Raw genomic sequence first — 16,806 nt, 5'->3', positions numbered from 1 at the left:
TACGAAGACGGGATGCAATTGAACGATGCTTGAAAAAAAAGTAATTGACGTTACAAAATATTCTCTTGACGATTGGTTACGATTAGTCTTCGCGAAACCTGACAAGAATGTAATCTATATTGATTATATGTTCCCGACCGACAAACTCCGGGAAAAATATCTCAAGACGATTCAGAGCCGCAGTGACGATGAAGTAAAAACACTTGTCCGTAACTTTTTAATCCCCGCTGGCTCATTGGGGAAAGACGAATTCAGCTTGGAATATCTTTCCCATTGCCTTAAAAATGATAAAGAGACAGCGAAAAAACTCCTGGGTTTTGAATATTACCGACGTCTGTTGAAATCCATGAGCGGGAAAACGCAACCCTGGGAGGGACTTACCTGGATCTTGGATCTTCTTCCTCACGATCCCCGCCACGCGATTAATGCAATACGTGCATATACCATTGCCCAAATCCAGTTCCTCCCTGATGGCCGGATAACCGGACTTGGGGATGCTGTTGCGATCATCAGGGCTAAATTTATTGAGTCGCCGCATTCTGTTGATTTTTTGGAGACAATCGATCCGTATGAATTTGAACATCTTGTGGAATCACTTTACACTGAAATGGGTTATTCCACTATGATGACCCGGAGAACACATGATGGTGGAAAGGACATCATCGCAGAAAAAGATCAACCCGGTCAAAAAGAAAGAATACTGATCCAATGTAAAAAAACGCGGAAGAACATCAGTGTCGATAAAATACGGTCTTTAGAAGGTGTTGTGTCTCATGAACGAGCGACAAAAGGGGTTCTTGTTACTACTGCCGGTTTTACTCCGGATTCAAAAAAGACGGCAGAACAAACCGGTCGCCTAGAACTTATTGCTCTGGCAGATTTCCAGAGGCTGATGAACGAACACTTCGGGGCAAAATGGCAGGCACATCTGGATTATTTGATTTCGGAGAGCATTAAAAGGCAAAAAGAGTAACAACCACTTCATTTGAACCCGAATTCTCCCCCGTTTAAACCATTATTGGACCTGTGCCCCTCTCCTTTACGATATACGCACCTCATTCATATTGATCGAATCATGAACCTCGCTGAATGCCTTATTAATCTCATTCACCAGAAGTATCATTGATCGGATCCTCGTCAGATTTTCGATACTTATTTTTGAATTCAGGAGTGCGAAATTTATTTGCAGCAACGATATTGCAGCACGTTGGCCGGGCTCTGCCATGCCGATATTGCTCTCCCCGGTAAGAATATATTTTTCATCGGGAGAAGCCAACTTGAACATCAGGCATTTAGCATTCGCATGAATTGCCCAACTTGCCATGCTGTATGGGAATAACAGACGACTAAAATCTACATCTCGCGCGAGATCGGAAAATTTCGGATTTGGAAGGTTTAATGCTTTTGCAGCCCAACCGTAACCTTTGTTAAATGTTCTCTTTGTAAATGGTTTTTTGTACTGCTCAATGAGCGTCTCACATTTTTCATTCATTTTTTCCATTTCTTCATTTGAAAATGGGATATCGCCTGTTATTTTACAATACTCCTGGTATTCTTTGGCAGCCCGGTATTCTTCAATAGCTTGATAATTTATATAACGTTCAGCAACATCGTTCCCATGCTTTGCAATGAAAAAACTGATGACCGCAAATTCATAAAGTGTCCGGCACCGTGCATTGGCTCCATCAGAATAACCGCTTTTCATCAGTGCAATAACTTCTTTTGCAACAATGCAAGCTTTTTCATGGAGTCTGAAAAGTATGCCAAAAACCAAATCTCTTTCTTCTGTTGCAATTTTCCCGAATTCTTTGTGAAACTCCTCATTTATCTCCTGAGACTGAATAATGAGATATTCGAATAATGAAAACGGCAAAGACCACCGGTAACACACCCGCTCTTCAAACCCATATAATTGTGAATGATATTCATCAATTTTGCGGGACAGATCCGTAATACCATTTTTGAACAGCTCCTCCCCGGCTTTTGAACAAAAGGATCGGGTAATATTATTGAGCAATGTATGGATATCATCACAAGTTTCAACCTCTATGCCTTCTTTTTTCAGTACTTCTGAAATCTCCAACAGTTTTTGCCGTGTCTCATCATCGTTGGCAGGTGATTCACTCATACGATCTCCAAAAACATTTGAGTCTTATTAAATAACGTGTATCGCAGTCTGAATCAAATAATTTTGTGTGCAAACAACCATATCCCCAAAATTCATACGATTGAATTGAACAAAAAGGATCTTTCCCCCATGCCGCCCCCATCGCAAATGAGTGTCGAGGAAATCGCCGAACTGCTGAATATCGAAGATCTCTCCGAAAGTACTTACATTGAGATCAAAAAAGCAACCGGCGGGGATGGAAGAGGTCAGTTACCCGAATCGTTTTTTTCAACCTACAGTGCATTTGCCAATACCCAGGGCGGAATCGTCCTTCTCGGATTTCAGGAAGTCTCTCCCGGCGAATTCATCCTCATCGGGATCGCCGAACCCGGCCGGGTCATCGACCAGCTGTGGAGCAATCTGAACAACCGTGAAAAAGTCAGCATCAACATCTTAAAAGACGACGATGTTTCTGTTGGCACTCACGAGGGGAAACAATACATCAGGATCGTTGTGCCACCGGCACGGCGCGAGCAGAAACCCGTATACGTTGGGAAAAATCCCCTGACCGGGACATACCGAAGAAATTTCTCCGGGGATTACGTCTGCGACGAATCCACGGTCAAGAGAATGATTGCCGAGCAGGTCGAAGAATCCCGCGATGCAAAGTTGCTGCCACATTTCACCGAGAATGACCTGGACAGCAATACCCTTCGGGCCTACCGGAACCGATTCAGGAGCACCAAACCGACGCACCCGTGGAATAACTATGATGATCATGAATTCCTGCGGTCAATCGGTGGGCTCACACGGGATCGGACATCGGGAGAGGAGGGCCTGACCCTTGCCGGACTCCTGATGTTTGGCAAACTGAGGCCAATCCTCGATGCAGTCCCCCATTATCTTGTCGATTACCAGGAGCGCAGACCTGAAGATGATGACGGGACACGATGGGTAGACCGGATCACCACGGATGGTACATGGTCCGGCAATCTCTACGACTTCTTCCAGATTGTCATCCAGAAACTGTACCGGGATCTCAAGGTGCCGTTCAAACTGGCAGGGCCCTCCCGCATTGATGATACCCCGGTTCATGAAGCCTTGCGTGAGGCACTGACCAACACGCTTGTTCACGCGGACTACAGCGGCACGGTCCCGATCCTTGTCATCAAGCGACCCGATATGTTTTCGTTCCGGAACCCGGGTACCATGAGAGTTCCGGTTGAGGATGCAATTCGCGGGGGTGTCAGCGATTGCCGGAACAGGAACCTCCAGACGATGTTCGATCTCATCGGTTATGGTGAACGGGCAGGTTCGGGTCTTCCGAAAATTTTCCAGAACTGGAGAGAACAGCTCTGGCGTCTCCCGGAACTCAAAGAAAAATTCAATCCTGAACAGACGTTCCTCGTCATGCGGATGATGAGCCTCCTTCCCGAGGCCGTCATGAAGAGTCTCGAAAGCCGGTTCGGATCGGAATTCAATGAGTTGTCCGAAGAGCAGAAACTCGCACTTGCTACGGTCGCCATTGAGGGCAGCGTAACCCATGCACGAATTAAGGAGATGTCGGATATCCATCCGCATGACCTTTCGAAGGAATTAAAAGACCTTGTCACCCGCAGATTCCTCCAGTCTGCCGGGGCAACCCGGGCGATGGTCTATACATTCCCCCGGCCGGGAGTGCCAGGATCTGATGATACCGTCCAGATACGGCTCGATGCGATAACGGAACAAAAGGGAGGTAGCTCCGTGCATTTGCCGGACAGCTCCGTGCATTTGCCGGACAGCTCCGTGCATTTGGTACCGGGCTCCGAGCATTCAGCATTGCGTACACTGGTTGATGAGCGGTTTCTGGGCCGGAAAAAAGTATCAAACACATTAATGGTGGAAACAATCCTCATCCTCTGCACCGGACATTTCCTGACGCTGGATCATCTTGCCGATCTCCTGAAGCGGTCCCCGGACACGATCAGGACACATTATCTCAACCAGATGGTAAAGAAAAATTTACTTGAACTGAAATATCCCGATAAACGCACCCATCCGGATCAGGGATATAGGACACGAAAATAACAAAACCGGGAACTTTTCGATGTTGTCGAAGTCCACGCCTGCCGGGATCGTACTTGAGTTTGTCGAAAAAGAAATATTTGAAACGAGGCACGATAAAGGAGTGCATTACGTCTTGGGTAAAAGAGCCAGAAAAGCGCCATAAGCGCCATTCCGGATTGTGGGGACGGCGAACCCACAATTGCCGGAACACAATATTTTCTCCGGAGCAGGTTCCATAATTGTGCACTCAGTGCGTGCAAAATCGGGATAACGTGTCCTCACACATCTCGCCATCATTCCCTCGCCTTCCGTGCAGCGAGCCGCTCCCGTGCAATCGCCACCGCGGCCTTCGAGTTTCCGCTCCAGCACTTTTGCGAGGAACTATCTGGAATTTCCAGATAGTTGCCGGAGAGAGTAGATGCTCACTCATGCGGCGCCCTATTATCCTTTTGAACAATTCGGAATTTCCGAATAGTTGCATTGGGGTCTGATTCCTTTTCTTCGCAGATATTCCGGATGTGTTCATTATTTGTCCCCAAAAATCCGGTGATTTCTTGACCGGATTTTCCAATTATCACTGATACCTTTATTATCGTATCACCAAAATGCAATACCTGCTAAAGTCATATGTTACATAAATGAATCAATTGGCCGGGCATGTCAGGCCCTTCTCCTCCGGTGGAGGCTGGCATTTTTGGCCTTTCTATGGCCCTTCTGTTTAAAAAAGTTCATGTCTCATTTATCCTGATTCCTGCGAAGGCCCCTTAGGCCCCTTTCTGGCCCCTTTGATCAAAGATTTTATTGTTTATGTCGGTATCAAAATTGTCCACCCACTGAGTGGATAATTGTCTCTACACTGTGTAGACAATTGTCTCGACACTGCCGGGACTATTATTCCAGACACGGTCTGGACTTTTTGTCTGGTCGTGAGAGTGAAGTGCTTGAAAACGATGCGACACGCGGAGCGCTCCAATTGTCCCACAGCTTGTGGGACGAATTCGTTAACAGGCCGACCGTTACGGTCCCTCTTCCCTTTCCGACCCCTCGTTTTTCCGGGAATTCCCCAGACACTGTCTGGGCAATTAAGGAGAATCGGGTAAATTCAATTGGGTAAACAGTGTCTGCCAAATTTATCAGGAGCAAAATTGGCATTCAGCGCCGGCGGGACCGTCACACCACCCCCGCCTCCTGAGCATCCTCCCTCACCTCCCTCCCGTAACAATGCTCGCAGAGTTTCACGCCCGTCTCCCGATCAATCCACACCGCCTTCGCAATCCCGCAGACCGAGCACTTCCCGATATCCGCCGTCACTCTGGCGCACCGGGAAACATCCACTGCCCCAGGCAGCGGGACCGATGCCATCTGCTCCGCTTTCACCGCCTCGTTGTAACACGTGCGGCAGATCCGCCGGGCTTCCTGCCGGTCCCTGGGCCGGGCCCGCCGCTCCGCCGTGAACTTCTCCACATACCTGGAGCCCTTCTTCCCGCAGGAATGGCACGGGGTCTTCGGCTCCGGGATCCCGAGTTTTTTGTAGTCACGGGCCTGGACACTCCGTGGCGGCCCTTTGTTTACAGCAGGAGGGTCCGGATCCGGGCTCATTTCAGCAGTTTTACAGCACGTGCTGTAAGAGCCCGGGGGCAGCTGCGGGGCCGGATTCGCGTTCTTTGCCGCTCCGGTCCGAGATCGATTTTTGTTTACAGCAATTTCAGAATCATGGAGACACTGATCAGAACTTTTTCCGGAATTTTTGTCACCTCCATAATTCCGGTTTTGCTGTAAATGACCTTTTCTTAGTACAGAAATATTATCAGAATACTCTTCTTTGCAGGAACCGGGCGCACCGGGTTTACCATTTTGATTTACAGCAGTTGCTGTAAAACTGCTGTAAACGTGCTGTAATGCTGTAAATGACTCCGCGTCATCCTTGCTCTTTTTATTGTCCTTGTCATCCCCATCCTGATCGTCATCGTGATTCTGATCGTCATTGCCGCCCTTCGGCTCGCGGTCGAGCCAGCAGGCCCCGCCGTTCGCCCACTGCCGGTAGATCTCGCGGCTCCACGTGAACGCCTCGGTCCGGCGCCGGACAGAGAGACCTTCGTCCTCCTTTATCATCACGGTCCGGTCCGTGAACGAAAGTGCCGGGCACTTCTCTAAAAGGCCCGTGTAATTCTTCCCCCGGCTCTCGTAGCCCTTGAGCATACGGTAGATCGCCATGTAGGACCCGCCGGTATAATGCTGGAGGTCCTGGATGGTGAATTCCGGCAGGTCTGCCTTTTCGATGACCGCAAGCAGATCTGACTCTTTTTTGGTCATCTTCGATTCCTGCCCGCCCGCCGTACCGTTTAAGAGCGTGAAGACATCGTTTGCGGCCGAGAAATCCTCCTCGTTTGCGTACACGCAGAGCGTGCCGTCCTCGCTTGTCTTCTGTTGGCGCTGCATAAAAAAGAGGGCCGCATGGCTCTTGACAAGATCGTAGAGCATATCGGGGTTGCGCCGGTTGCAAATCAAGGAGAACCGGATCCGGTCCGAGTAAGGGATGATCACCCAGATCGTCTTCTTGTGCAGGTGCTCCCAGATGGCCCGGCAGGTCACGAGCTCTTCGGACTCCTCGACAAACAAGTCCGGGTCCAGCATCTCCCGGTCCTGCTTTGCCGCCAGCACCCGGGCGTCCTGCCCGGAGGACTCGTCGATCCAGCAGGTGAGCATCCGGTTCATCACCTGATCGTCACCGGTTCCTTCTTTCTTCGCAATCCACCAGACGCACCGCTCGGGGATTGTGCAGACCCGGGAGGTAAGGTCTTTTGTGACCGTCGTATGCGTGATCGGTTCGTGAAAGTTCGAGGTCGCGGACTTCAGGATCTCCTGAATCCCGTCCGAGAGCTCGGTGTCGTCGCTCATCAGGACTGTGCGGGGCCGGAGATCCTTCATGTAATAGAGCGCCTTGTTGCTCACCGTGCCCTTCACCTTGTACGCATCCGGCACCTGGCGCATCATCTTTCTGAATGCGTGGGTTTTGCCCTTGCCGGATTCCCCGGTCACGGACACATGCAGGCCATCAGAATTTTTCACGGCCTGCGACGCCATCGAGAGGATCATGCACCGGGCGACAATCTCGTCACCGACATGCTCCTGCGCGAAGGTCGCGAGCATCAGCGCGACCGGGTCGCCATGTTCCAGCACATTGAGCGCCTTTGCCCGTGCATCAGGAGAGGCTGCGACCGGGGCCGGCTCCGCAGTCCCGTCCTGCCCGGTTTTTGTCTTCGCCCGGTCTTTCTGCCATTTTTTCTGTTTCTGCTCCCAGTCCTTCCGCTTCGCTGCCCGGTCCGGTTCGAACCGCTCGCGGAGTTCCTGCCACCGCTGGGTACTGCCGCCGCAGGAATTGTGCTTGCAGCCGGCGAAGACCGCGCCGCTTCCGAACTGGATCGCAAAAGCCCCGTCCTTGTGTGCCGATGAGAACGGGCACTGGTCGAGCACGAAGAGCGTCCCGCCGCCGTACGGTTTCTCTGAGCGGACTCCGAGCCCGTGATCGGAAAGCCAGTGACGCAGATCGAAACCCTTACCCTTCGCAGTCGCCGGCTGTTGCTGTGCGTGCTGCTCGGTCGGGAGCCGGGCCGCGAGATCGCGAAGTTGTTCAATCGTTGCGACGATCAGCTCAGCCGGGGCAGAGAGAATCCGGCTCCTCCGGTGCGGGCGCTCGGGCGTGCTGTCGCCCTTCCGCGAGACCGTGCCGTAGAGTTTCCAGATGCGGGCCGCATTGAAGTTCGCCGTGTCCACGGCCACCCGGTCATCGGAGAAGAGTACATCGAGCGTCGCAAGACAGTTCTTCACGAGCGCGGTCGCGGCCTCGTCGTTTGGCAGGTCGATGCGGTAGAGCAGGTGAGCCCCGTTGCCAGAGTCGGCCCGGACCGGTTCCGGGAAACCGAGCCCGGCGATCCAGCGGGCCACCTCCTCGGCTTTCGCAAGCGCTAAGCCGTGCTCCTCATCCGTGCTCGACACACCGCTCGGGCGCAGCGGATCGATATCGACCGGCAGCCAGTGGCGGCGCATGATATCCGCGTCGCTTGTCGTGCTGTCTTTCTTCCCGAGGCGCATCTTGATCCGGTTTGCCCGGCGCGAGAGCAGGGCCGGGTTCACCACGTTCAGCGTGACATAGATGCCATGCACTGAGTTGTCAGTATCGAGCGGCTCCACGGCACGGATGAGCGCAGCGGGATCGCTGAAGTAACCGCTGTGGGTGTACTGATCGGTGAGCGCCCGGACCTCGACGACCTGCCCGGGCCCGGCTAACCGGGCGACTGCATCACGGAGCAGACCATCCACGGGTCACCACCCGGATCCCTGCTCTGGTCTGCTGCGGGGAAACTGCGAAGTCAGTCATGCCCGTCGCCTTCATTCCGGACTGGCTCCACCAATTTTACCCGCTCCGTGTGCTCGTCGAATGTTTCGACATTCACGGTATAGCGGTGATGGAACTTCTTTTCAACGCGAATCTGGAAAACCGCCTCACCTTTCTTCTTGATCTGGTTCGCGATCGTTGCGGAGATCAGATAGAGCGGAATGCCCTCGATCTTCTCGGTGGAAACTTCCGGCTTCTGTTCTTTACCGGGCATAGGCTGCCACCTCGCGAATCTTGTCAGGCGATACTTCGTAACAATGGGTGGAGCCGTTTGGCGACACGACCCAGATCTCGCAGCGGATGAAAATGTTGCCCGGGTCCAGGGTCAGGAACTTGCGAAACTGGCAGATTTCGAACCGGCAGAACGATTCGACATACGCCTCACTGACACTGCCATAGACCATCCGGAGTTTCACGCCGAGCGCCTCGAAATCTCCCCGCAGCCCGACAAGGTGGAGCGGAATGTAACGCGAGAGAAAACTGCTCTCGACCGGCAGCACCGGTTCATACCCCCGGGAAAGGAGCAACTCGCCCGCCCGTCGTTTCGATGTATCGAATGCACGCTGCGCAATCATGTCACGCCTCGCGTGAACGATGCTCCGTCACCAGACCGGATCTCCAAAATACCCTCACGGGAAATCTCGAACATCTGGAACCCGTCACGCGGAACCGATACCCAGACCTCGAACCGGGAGGGTTCTTCATCCGGCGTCACCTTGTCGAAAAATTTCCTCACGCTCAAAATTTCATCCCGGCAGAACACCGCTGCCTCGGTAAGAGATGCAATCGGGTGCAGGGAGATTTTGAGTTTCACCATCACGGTGTCGGGCGTCCCTTCACCCGGTCTCTTCCGGGCGGTCAGGTTGAACGCGATATACCGGCTGCTCCGGACAAAATTACTCACGATCACGGGCACATAGCCCATATCCAGGAGAATTTTTCCGGCCTGTTGTTCCAGTACCCGCATACGGCGGATGGCAGTCATTCTCCACCCCGGGCGCGGGAAGTCACCGGGTCATCCGGTGAGTGTTTCGGGATCTCACGGATGCTGTCCATCAGGACCTCGAAGCACCGGAAGCCGTACGTCAGTGAGTAGATCCAGATCTCATAGCGAAGCCCGGCTGCTCCGGGATGGCCGGCGATATGCTTTCGGAACTGCACGAGATCGGCGGTGCAATGTCTTTCAATGAAATCAGCAGTGGAGGGCAGGCGTGATACTTTCCGGATACGGATGAACCGGGTCTCTCCCGATGGCCGGGTGGCGATGAGATGTACCGGGGGGAGCCTTTTATTAAAACCCGGCGGAAGAATACGGACCGTGTAGCCGTGGATCTGGAGCAGCTCGCGGGCCCCTTCCTCGACCAGCGTACCGCGACGGCTGGTCATGAAAGAGCACCTTCCTTGTGCGGCGAGATAATTTCGATTGCCGGCTCATCCCCGGGCAACTCGAAGAAATCGCAGGAGGCTTCCTCCCCGAGCGCGACTGCAAGGAACTTATTGCGGGGCACCATGTACCGCTGCGTATCGATCGCGATGATGACGGCCTGCCCGGAGGGGGCGAGGCAGACCTGGCCGGATATCTGATAGACCTGCAGGGCCGGACCCTTCTTCAGGAGCGGCACGCGATCGCCGACAAAGAAGAGCATGCCGAGATCTTCCGGGCAGATCTGGTACCGTTCTTCCCAGATGCTGATATGTACGCGGCTATCTTCCCCGTATAGGATATGGCCGGCTGGACATGCGCTCAAGCGATCCCTCCCTGGCGGGACATCATGCTCCGGTTCGTGTGTTCCCGGGCTCTGGACCGGATCCGCTCTTCTTTTGTGACGATGATCCAGTGCCAGTCTTCGACAATGATCCTCCCGATGCCATAGAAGCCGGTCCGCTTTTCGTATGCCTCGACCGCTTCCTGCGTGACCATCAGGAGTTCTCTTTTTGGTTCATCGTGCGATGCACAATTCGCTGTCGTGTCTGGGGGTTTCAATGATTCCTTCTGTTTCTCCGGGATGCCTAAGCATCCCTCCGATTGGGTAGATCTCTGCTGCATGTTCTCACGGTCCTTTTGCTTCCTCGTGATCGTTTTTGTCTGCTGTTCGGGCGATACGCAGGTCTCCCTGACCGCATATCGATTGAGACGAGTTTTGGTCCGGTTTAACGGGACTTGGGCCAAAGCGATTGTCCGGTTATACGTTACAGCCGCTATGTGGCAGGTACGCTATTCTGACAATCCCTCTGGACGGTCCTGTACTACCGGTTACCCGGCGTTACTGTCCATCAGGAACGGACGTAAAGACTGAAAAAACAGGAATGTTAAAGAGCGAAAACATAGGGATGTTGCTGCACATCAATCTCCACCACAATATCTCGCTCATCGCACATCGTGCTCCAAATGCACGGCAGTAGTGCTTCATGGTCGAACAGTTTTCAGGGGCATCAGGCTCGGACTTGTTGAACAAAGCGAGGATTTTTCCTCCTTTTAACTTTGCATAGGTCTTTATCCGGGCGCACACCTTCTTGAAAAAACCTAAAAGCATCGTAATATTTTTTAATTTCTCGTTTGCATATATGATTTGCTGAAGCAAATCGGGCAAAAATCTCTTTTTGGAAGGTAAAAATTACAAAAATCGAGTTTTTTTCTTTAAAAATGAGCGGTGATTGGTGAAAAAACTTTGAAAATTACGTGTATAGTGCCAGAATTTCTGTCCTAAAACTACACGTTGAGGTTGAGAGCAACAGGCGCGCGGAAAGTGACGTGAATAGTTCTCTTTCCCCTACGCTATCTTACAGGTACCAGGAATGACACACCGGAAACCGCCGAGTTCTCCGATCATGACGGGAAGACCGTACACCTCTTCGATGACGGTGGGGGTTACGATATCATGACTGCCGTGGCAATACACAGTTCCGTTTTTAAGAAAAATGAACGTATCCGCAAACCGCAGTGCCTGGTTTAAGTCATGCATCGTCATGATAGCTGCGATCTTATGGTCACGGACAATGTCGCGGATGGTGGTAAGGATGTCAACCTGGTTCTTCATATCAAGGTTGCTGGTAGGTTCGTCAAGCAGCAGGATCTTCGGCTCCTGGACCAGTGCCCGGGCAATGGCAATTTTCTGGAGCTCGCCGCCACTCATCTCATCGATATATGCAAGGCGGAGAGATTCCATGCCGAGCTTAGTGAAAATAGCGTCCACGACCGCAAGATCGCGGGGGGTGACATCCCAGCCAATGTGCGGGCGACGACCAAGTAGTACCGCGTCGAACGCGGTCAGGCGCCCGGTCTCCACCCGCTGCGGTACGTAGCCGACCCGACGGGCGATATCCCTGGTGCTGAGATGGAGCAGGTCCTCCTCATCAAGAAGCACGGTTCCCTGTCGTGGCTTTAAGATCCGGTTGAGACATTTCAAGAGCGTAGTCTTCCCGACTCCGTTGGGACCGAGCACGGCAACCACCTGTCCCCGTTCGATCGAAAATCCGATCTTCATGAGGACATTGTGGTTCTGGTACATGAATTTCAGTTCATTTACCGATAGCATCATCACTCATATCCCCTGAACAGTAAGTAAATGAATATGGGCGCTCCCATAAACTCCGTCAGTACGGTAACCGAAAGAAGTGTTTGTGTTTCTCGTATATCCGACACACACCGCTAATACAAGGATAATTATTGTCACGACAAAGGGAAATATCCATAATTTTTTCATACGGATCTGTAATTTATTAAAATTAAGTGTTATTAAAGTACGATCATGTAAATTCTGTATTACGATTTTTTAAATCTGATATAAAAATATGTAACTATAATTGTTTGTTGTTACATTTCGGTAGTAAAAACAAAAAAAAGATCCCCTTTTACAACGGTTGATCGAGCAAGAACCCTGCTCATCAGATTCAACACCATTCGAAGAACTGTTCAAATAAATTCGATCCGGATGCTGAAATATTGAATGAATAAACATCGTTTTTTTCGGAATTCTTAATCTTCCTTTGCCCGTTTTTTTAAGCATTTTTCTCTATTGCGAACAAAAACCCTTCGGTATTTATACAATTAACAATCACAGTCGCCGTATGAAAATATCACTCGGCGCTCAACCGATAGCCTATCCCCTGCCGGTTTTTGTCATCGGCACCTATGATACAAACGGAAAAGCGGATGCAATGGTAGCTGCATGGGGTGGCATCTGCGCATCGGAACCTCCCTGTATTTCCGTTACAATCAACCCAAATCATCAGACATTCAAAAACATCCAGGAAACAAAAGCATTCACGGTCAGCATTCCTGACAGGCAGCATATGAAAGAAACCGATTATTGTGGCATGGTCTCCGGGAAGGACCGGGACAAATTTCAGGATACCGGCCTTACCCCGGTCAGGGCCGAGCATGTTTCCGCTCCATATGCCGGGGAGTTTCCGGTTGTCCTTGAATGCCGCTTGTTCGACATACACGAGATAGGCACAGCCCGGCAGATTATTGGCGAGATCGTTGATGTAAAAATTGAAGAAGCGGTTCTTGGTTATGACAGGAAACCTGACCTGCAGAAGATCGGGGCATTCGCATTCGATGTTATGAAGATGGAATATTATTCGCTGGGAACCCCCATTGGCAAGGCATGGGATGCAGGAAAAAAGTTCAAGCAGTAGGCATGGACGTACCACCTCCCTTTTTTTACAGTCCAGATCAGCATTCTGTTACTGTTCCCCCTCTTAATGAAACACTACTCTGATACAATTATGTAAAATCGCCCTTATTCGGAGGGGTGGTGATAAGCGATGAGGAGATTGTAAAATGCAGGATCGTATCAGGCTGATTTATATACGGACAGTAACACCTGTGAATAATTATGGAATAATTATACTGGTAAAATCACAAAAATTTCTTTAAATAGTATGAAAATTTGTACATTGTGTATGAAGAAAATCTTTAGTCTATTATTTTTCTGCGTACTCTTCCTTGCAGCCTGTGTCATAATCTCCGGTTGTACTAGCCAGAGTGCCGGCTTGTCATCAGCACAGCCTCAGGCAACTTCCGGGACATCTTCTGCTGCAACCGGTGCAACCCTTACTGTTACCGATCTCACGAATAGGACGGTTACGGTACCTGCCTCTCCCCAGAGAGTCGTTGGTGTCGGTGCCGGGGATGTCCGGATGCTTGTTTATCTCCAGTCATCCGATAAGATTGTGGGAGTTGACCAGATGGAGAAAGGTCCATTCAATGCTACTGCGCTTGGTATGGGATTACCGTCAGGACGGGACAATCCATACAGTATTGCGCATCCGGAACTTGGTGAAAAGCCCTACATTGGAACAAACCGGGTTGATAACCCTGAACTAATTATTGCCCAGAAACCGTATGTCATTTTTGCAACATGGCGGACCGGTCAACAGGTGGACGCACTTCAGGAAAAAACCAACATCCCGGTCGTGGCGCTGGTCTCGGGAGATCTCGGGAAGGACAAGCCCCAGTTCTATGAGTCCCTCCGCACCATGGGCAAGATCCTGGATAAAGATGAACGTGCCGAATCGGTCATCACTTACATGGACAACACCATAAGCGACCTGAACCGCCGCACCAAGGACGTCTCGAAGAACCAGACAAAGAAGGTCTACGTCAGCGGTGTCTCATTCAATGGCGCCCATGGTCTCCTCTCGACCGAACCCACCTATCCCTCGCTCAAGATGATCAACGGGAATAATGTGGCATCTGCTGCCGGAACCGGCGGGCAGGTCATGATCGACAAGGAGCAGCTCCTTGCCTGGGACCCCGATGTTATCTTTATTGATGAATCGAGCTACGCGCTGGTTGCAACCGACTTAAAAGATCCGGTATACAAATCCCTCAGTGCAGTGAAGAACAACCAGGTCTATGGCCTGATGCCGTACAACTGGTACGCCAATAACTACGATACTGTGCTTGCAAATGCCTATTACATGGGGAAGATCCTTTATCCCGACCAGTTCTCCGATATCAGTCCCGAACAGAAAGCGGATGAGATCTATACGATGCTTGACGGGAAACCAGTGTATTCGGACATGAAACAGCTCTTCGGGGGATTTAAACCCCTGAACCTGGCTGCTTCAACATAACCGGTTGGAGTGATAAAAAATGCACGACACTCCCCGCGTACTACCGGACGGGTTTGCTGTTCCGGATGCCGGTACAGGAAACCCTGCAGCAGTCTTCGAAAATACCCTCTCCGGGCTCCGCCGGTTCCGGCTGCTGGCTGCAGCCTGTCGGCTGGGAATTTTTGCGCAGTGCCATGACCCGGCGACAGCCGATACAATAGGCGCCAGCCTCGGTCTGCGCCCAAATCTGGCATCGTTGTTTCTCGAATCTCTTGCTGCCCAGCATCTCCTGGAAAAAGAGAGTGAGCAGTACAAAAACACCCCCTTCTCGGACCGATACCTGAACCCGTCATCACCCTACTGCCTGCAGGACCATATAACCCTGCAGGTACACCTGGCCGGGCTCTGGGACGATCTCGGTGAGATTCTCCGTGATGGTCCAAAGACATACGAGCCGGAAGCATGGTTCTCCGAGCTGATCATTCCGGCAATGGGTGCAACAGCCCGGTGCGGGATTCTCCAGAAGACCGTGAAGGCCGTCACCGCTCTGCCGGAGTTCCGTAATGCCCGCAGGCTCCTTGATATTGGCGGGGGTCACGGTCTCTATACCCTCGCGTTCTGCCAGGAAAATCCAGATCTGAACGGGGTAGTTTTCGACCTTCCCGGTGTATTGCCTGCCACCCACAGGTATATCGCTCAGTACCGAGCTGATCGGGTCAGCTGCACGCCCGGCAACTTTTTTACCGATCCGCTCGGCTCGGGATTTGACATCATCTTCTCATCTTCAAACCCCGGTGGCAAGGCGCCGGCGCTTATCCCGAAGATCCGCGATGCACTCAGGTCCGGAGGCCTCTTCATCAACAAGCAGGGGAATGACAAAGTCCTGGATGACCCCCTCATGAACCTCGAATGGAACCTCTGGGCCATAAAAGGTGTACAGAAAGAACCGAGGCAATACTCATTTAGTCATAGCGTCCCCTTCGAGGATTATAATCGCCTTCTCGGCGAACAGGGTTTTATTGTCCGTGACGTTGTTGCCCTTGATGAACAATCTATCATGACTATTGCCCAGAAAGGAAATCCGTGACAGGATTTTTTGGATCCGGTGAAGCATGCATCTCGATCTCCCCTCAGGAACCGGCGTGGAAGAATACACCCACTATACCTCCAGGAAAGTACTGTTCCTTCTTCTCCTGTGTGGTATAGCACTCGTCCTCTTTTTTCTGGGGATCATCATTGGGAGCATGACACTATCGGTACAGGAGGTGCTCTCCTCACTGATCACTCCAGAAGCGGGAAATGCATCCCTCATCCTCTGGAGTATCCGCATTCCCCGTGTCCTTGCGGCCCTCATATCAGGCGCCGGTCTTGCAGCTGCCGGTGTTGTGATGCAGTCCGTGCTCCGGAACCCCCTCAGTTCCCCTTATACACTGGGGATCTCCCATGCTGCTGGTTTCGGTGCAGCGTTCGCGATAACGATATTCGGTGCCGGAACCCTCTCCCACAACCTGTCGGATGCCGTAACGATACAGAATCCCTACATCATCACGGTCTGTGCATTTGCGGGGTCGATGATCGCGACCGCCATTCTTCTCGTTGTCGCCCGGTACCGGAGTTCCCGGCCTGATGTGATCATCCTCCTTGGCGTTGCGCTCGCTGCGCTCTTTACGGCCGGGACAACTTTCCTGCAGTTCTTCTCCTCTGCCGATCAGATTGCAGCGATCGTCTTCTGGACGTTTGGGGATGTGGGAAGGGCAACGTGGAGTGACCTTGCCATTATCGCCGTTGTTGTCATCCCTGCCATCGGATACTTCTTCTTGTCGCGCTGGGATTACAATGCGGTGGATGCCGGCGATGACACTGCCCAAAGTCTCGGGGTAAATGTCGCGCGGTCTCGCGCGGTCGGGATGTTCCTTGGCTCGCTCATCACCGCGGTTGTCGTCTCGTTCCTGGGCATCATCGGGTTCATCGGTCTCCTCGGGCCCCACATGGTCCGACGCATCGTGGGAAATGATCACCGGTATCTCCTTCCCGGGGCCTGCCTCATGGGTGCAATTCTTCTCCTTGCCGCAGATATTGTTGCCCGGGTCATCATTGCCCCGGCTGTGTTGCCGGTTGGCGTGTTGACGGCATTTCTGGGCGCCCCTCTCTTCGTCTATCTTATTCTCGGAAGGCAGGGGATGTAAATGAC

General features: G+C 51.9%; 15 protein-coding genes. 6 read left to right on the top strand and 9 right to left on the bottom strand.

The features are described from left to right. Positions 1 to 25: 25 nt before the first annotated feature. The gene (locus WCX19_RS05355) at positions 26 to 973 is read left to right on the top strand and encodes a restriction endonuclease (RefSeq protein ID WP_373005899.1); all 948 of its coding nucleotides are present in this window, start codon (positions 26 to 28) and stop codon (positions 971 to 973) included. A gap of 66 nt (positions 974 to 1,039) precedes the next feature. Here WCX19_RS05355 and WCX19_RS05350 read toward each other — a convergent pair whose 3' ends face one another. Next, a complete protein-coding gene (locus WCX19_RS05350; protein ID WP_373005897.1) occupies positions 1,040 to 2,128 on the bottom strand; it encodes a DUF5677 domain-containing protein in 1,089 nt (362 codons plus the stop codon). Between the two features lie 147 nt (positions 2,129 to 2,275). On the opposite strand from WCX19_RS05350, the gene WCX19_RS05345 reads away from it, so the two are divergent. Beyond that, positions 2,276 to 4,177 (top strand): ATP-binding protein, encoded by a 1,902-nt coding sequence (locus tag WCX19_RS05345; protein ID WP_373005895.1) that lies wholly within the window; start codon positions 2,276 to 2,278, stop codon positions 4,175 to 4,177. Between the two features lie 1,149 nt (positions 4,178 to 5,326). Here WCX19_RS05345 and WCX19_RS05340 read toward each other — a convergent pair. The 8 genes from WCX19_RS05340 to WCX19_RS05305 form a co-directional block, all read right to left on the bottom strand. Further along, on the bottom strand, positions 5,327 to 8,476 hold the full coding sequence (locus tag WCX19_RS05340; RefSeq protein ID WP_373005893.1) for a hypothetical protein: 3,150 nt from the start codon (positions 8,474 to 8,476) through the stop codon (positions 5,327 to 5,329). A 50-nt stretch (positions 8,477 to 8,526) separates the two neighbouring features. Further along, complete coding sequence (locus tag WCX19_RS05335) at positions 8,527 to 8,766, bottom strand: hypothetical protein (RefSeq protein WP_373005891.1); 240 nt, start codon at positions 8,764 to 8,766, stop codon at positions 8,527 to 8,529. After that, positions 8,756 to 9,127: a hypothetical protein gene (locus WCX19_RS05330; protein WP_373005889.1), complete on the bottom strand. Its 372-nt coding sequence runs from the start codon at positions 9,125 to 9,127 to the stop codon at positions 8,756 to 8,758. The genes WCX19_RS05335 and WCX19_RS05330 overlap by 11 nt, the downstream gene beginning before the upstream one ends. After that, positions 9,124 to 9,537 (bottom strand): hypothetical protein, encoded by a 414-nt coding sequence (locus WCX19_RS05325; protein WP_373005887.1) that lies wholly within the window; start codon positions 9,535 to 9,537, stop codon positions 9,124 to 9,126. Before WCX19_RS05325 ends, WCX19_RS05330 begins: the two co-directional genes overlap by 4 nt. Continuing rightward, a complete protein-coding gene (locus tag WCX19_RS05320; protein ID WP_373005885.1) occupies positions 9,534 to 9,938 on the bottom strand; it encodes a hypothetical protein in 405 nt (134 codons plus the stop codon). Before WCX19_RS05320 ends, WCX19_RS05325 begins: the two co-directional genes overlap by 4 nt. Then, positions 9,935 to 10,300: a hypothetical protein gene (locus tag WCX19_RS05315; protein WP_373005883.1), complete on the bottom strand. Its 366-nt coding sequence runs from the start codon at positions 10,298 to 10,300 to the stop codon at positions 9,935 to 9,937. The genes WCX19_RS05320 and WCX19_RS05315 overlap by 4 nt, the downstream gene beginning before the upstream one ends. Beyond that, positions 10,297 to 10,536, bottom strand: a complete 240-nt coding sequence (locus WCX19_RS05310) for a hypothetical protein (RefSeq protein ID WP_373005881.1) — start codon at positions 10,534 to 10,536, stop codon at positions 10,297 to 10,299. Before WCX19_RS05310 ends, WCX19_RS05315 begins: the two co-directional genes overlap by 4 nt. 787 nt (positions 10,537 to 11,323) lie before the next feature. Further along, on the bottom strand, positions 11,324 to 12,091 hold the full coding sequence (locus WCX19_RS05305; RefSeq protein ID WP_373005879.1) for an ABC transporter ATP-binding protein: 768 nt from the start codon (positions 12,089 to 12,091) through the stop codon (positions 11,324 to 11,326). 529 nt (positions 12,092 to 12,620) lie between these two features. Here WCX19_RS05305 and WCX19_RS05300 point away from each other — a divergent pair. From WCX19_RS05300 to WCX19_RS05285, 4 genes are all read left to right on the top strand, one after another. Then, positions 12,621 to 13,193: a flavin reductase family protein gene (locus tag WCX19_RS05300; RefSeq protein WP_373005877.1), complete on the top strand. Its 573-nt coding sequence runs from the start codon at positions 12,621 to 12,623 to the stop codon at positions 13,191 to 13,193. A gap of 267 nt (positions 13,194 to 13,460) precedes the next feature. Further along, on the top strand, positions 13,461 to 14,636 hold the full coding sequence (locus WCX19_RS05295; protein ID WP_373005875.1) for an ABC transporter substrate-binding protein: 1,176 nt from the start codon (positions 13,461 to 13,463) through the stop codon (positions 14,634 to 14,636). A 19-nt stretch (positions 14,637 to 14,655) separates the two neighbouring features. After that, positions 14,656 to 15,702, top strand: coding sequence for a methyltransferase (locus WCX19_RS05290; RefSeq protein ID WP_373005873.1), 1,047 nt, complete (start codon positions 14,656 to 14,658; stop codon positions 15,700 to 15,702). Positions 15,703 to 15,727: 25 nt separating this feature from the next. Continuing rightward, on the top strand, positions 15,728 to 16,801 hold the full coding sequence (locus tag WCX19_RS05285) for a FecCD family ABC transporter permease (RefSeq protein ID WP_373005871.1): 1,074 nt from the start codon (positions 15,728 to 15,730) through the stop codon (positions 16,799 to 16,801). The last annotated feature ends 5 nt before the right edge of the window (positions 16,802 to 16,806 follow it).

It is taken from the genome of Methanoregula sp., from assembly GCF_041663825.1.
In the GTDB taxonomy this organism is placed as follows: Archaea; Halobacteriota; Methanomicrobia; order Methanomicrobiales; family Methanospirillaceae; genus Methanoregula.
This window is presented reverse-complemented; position numbering and strand designations above follow the sequence as displayed.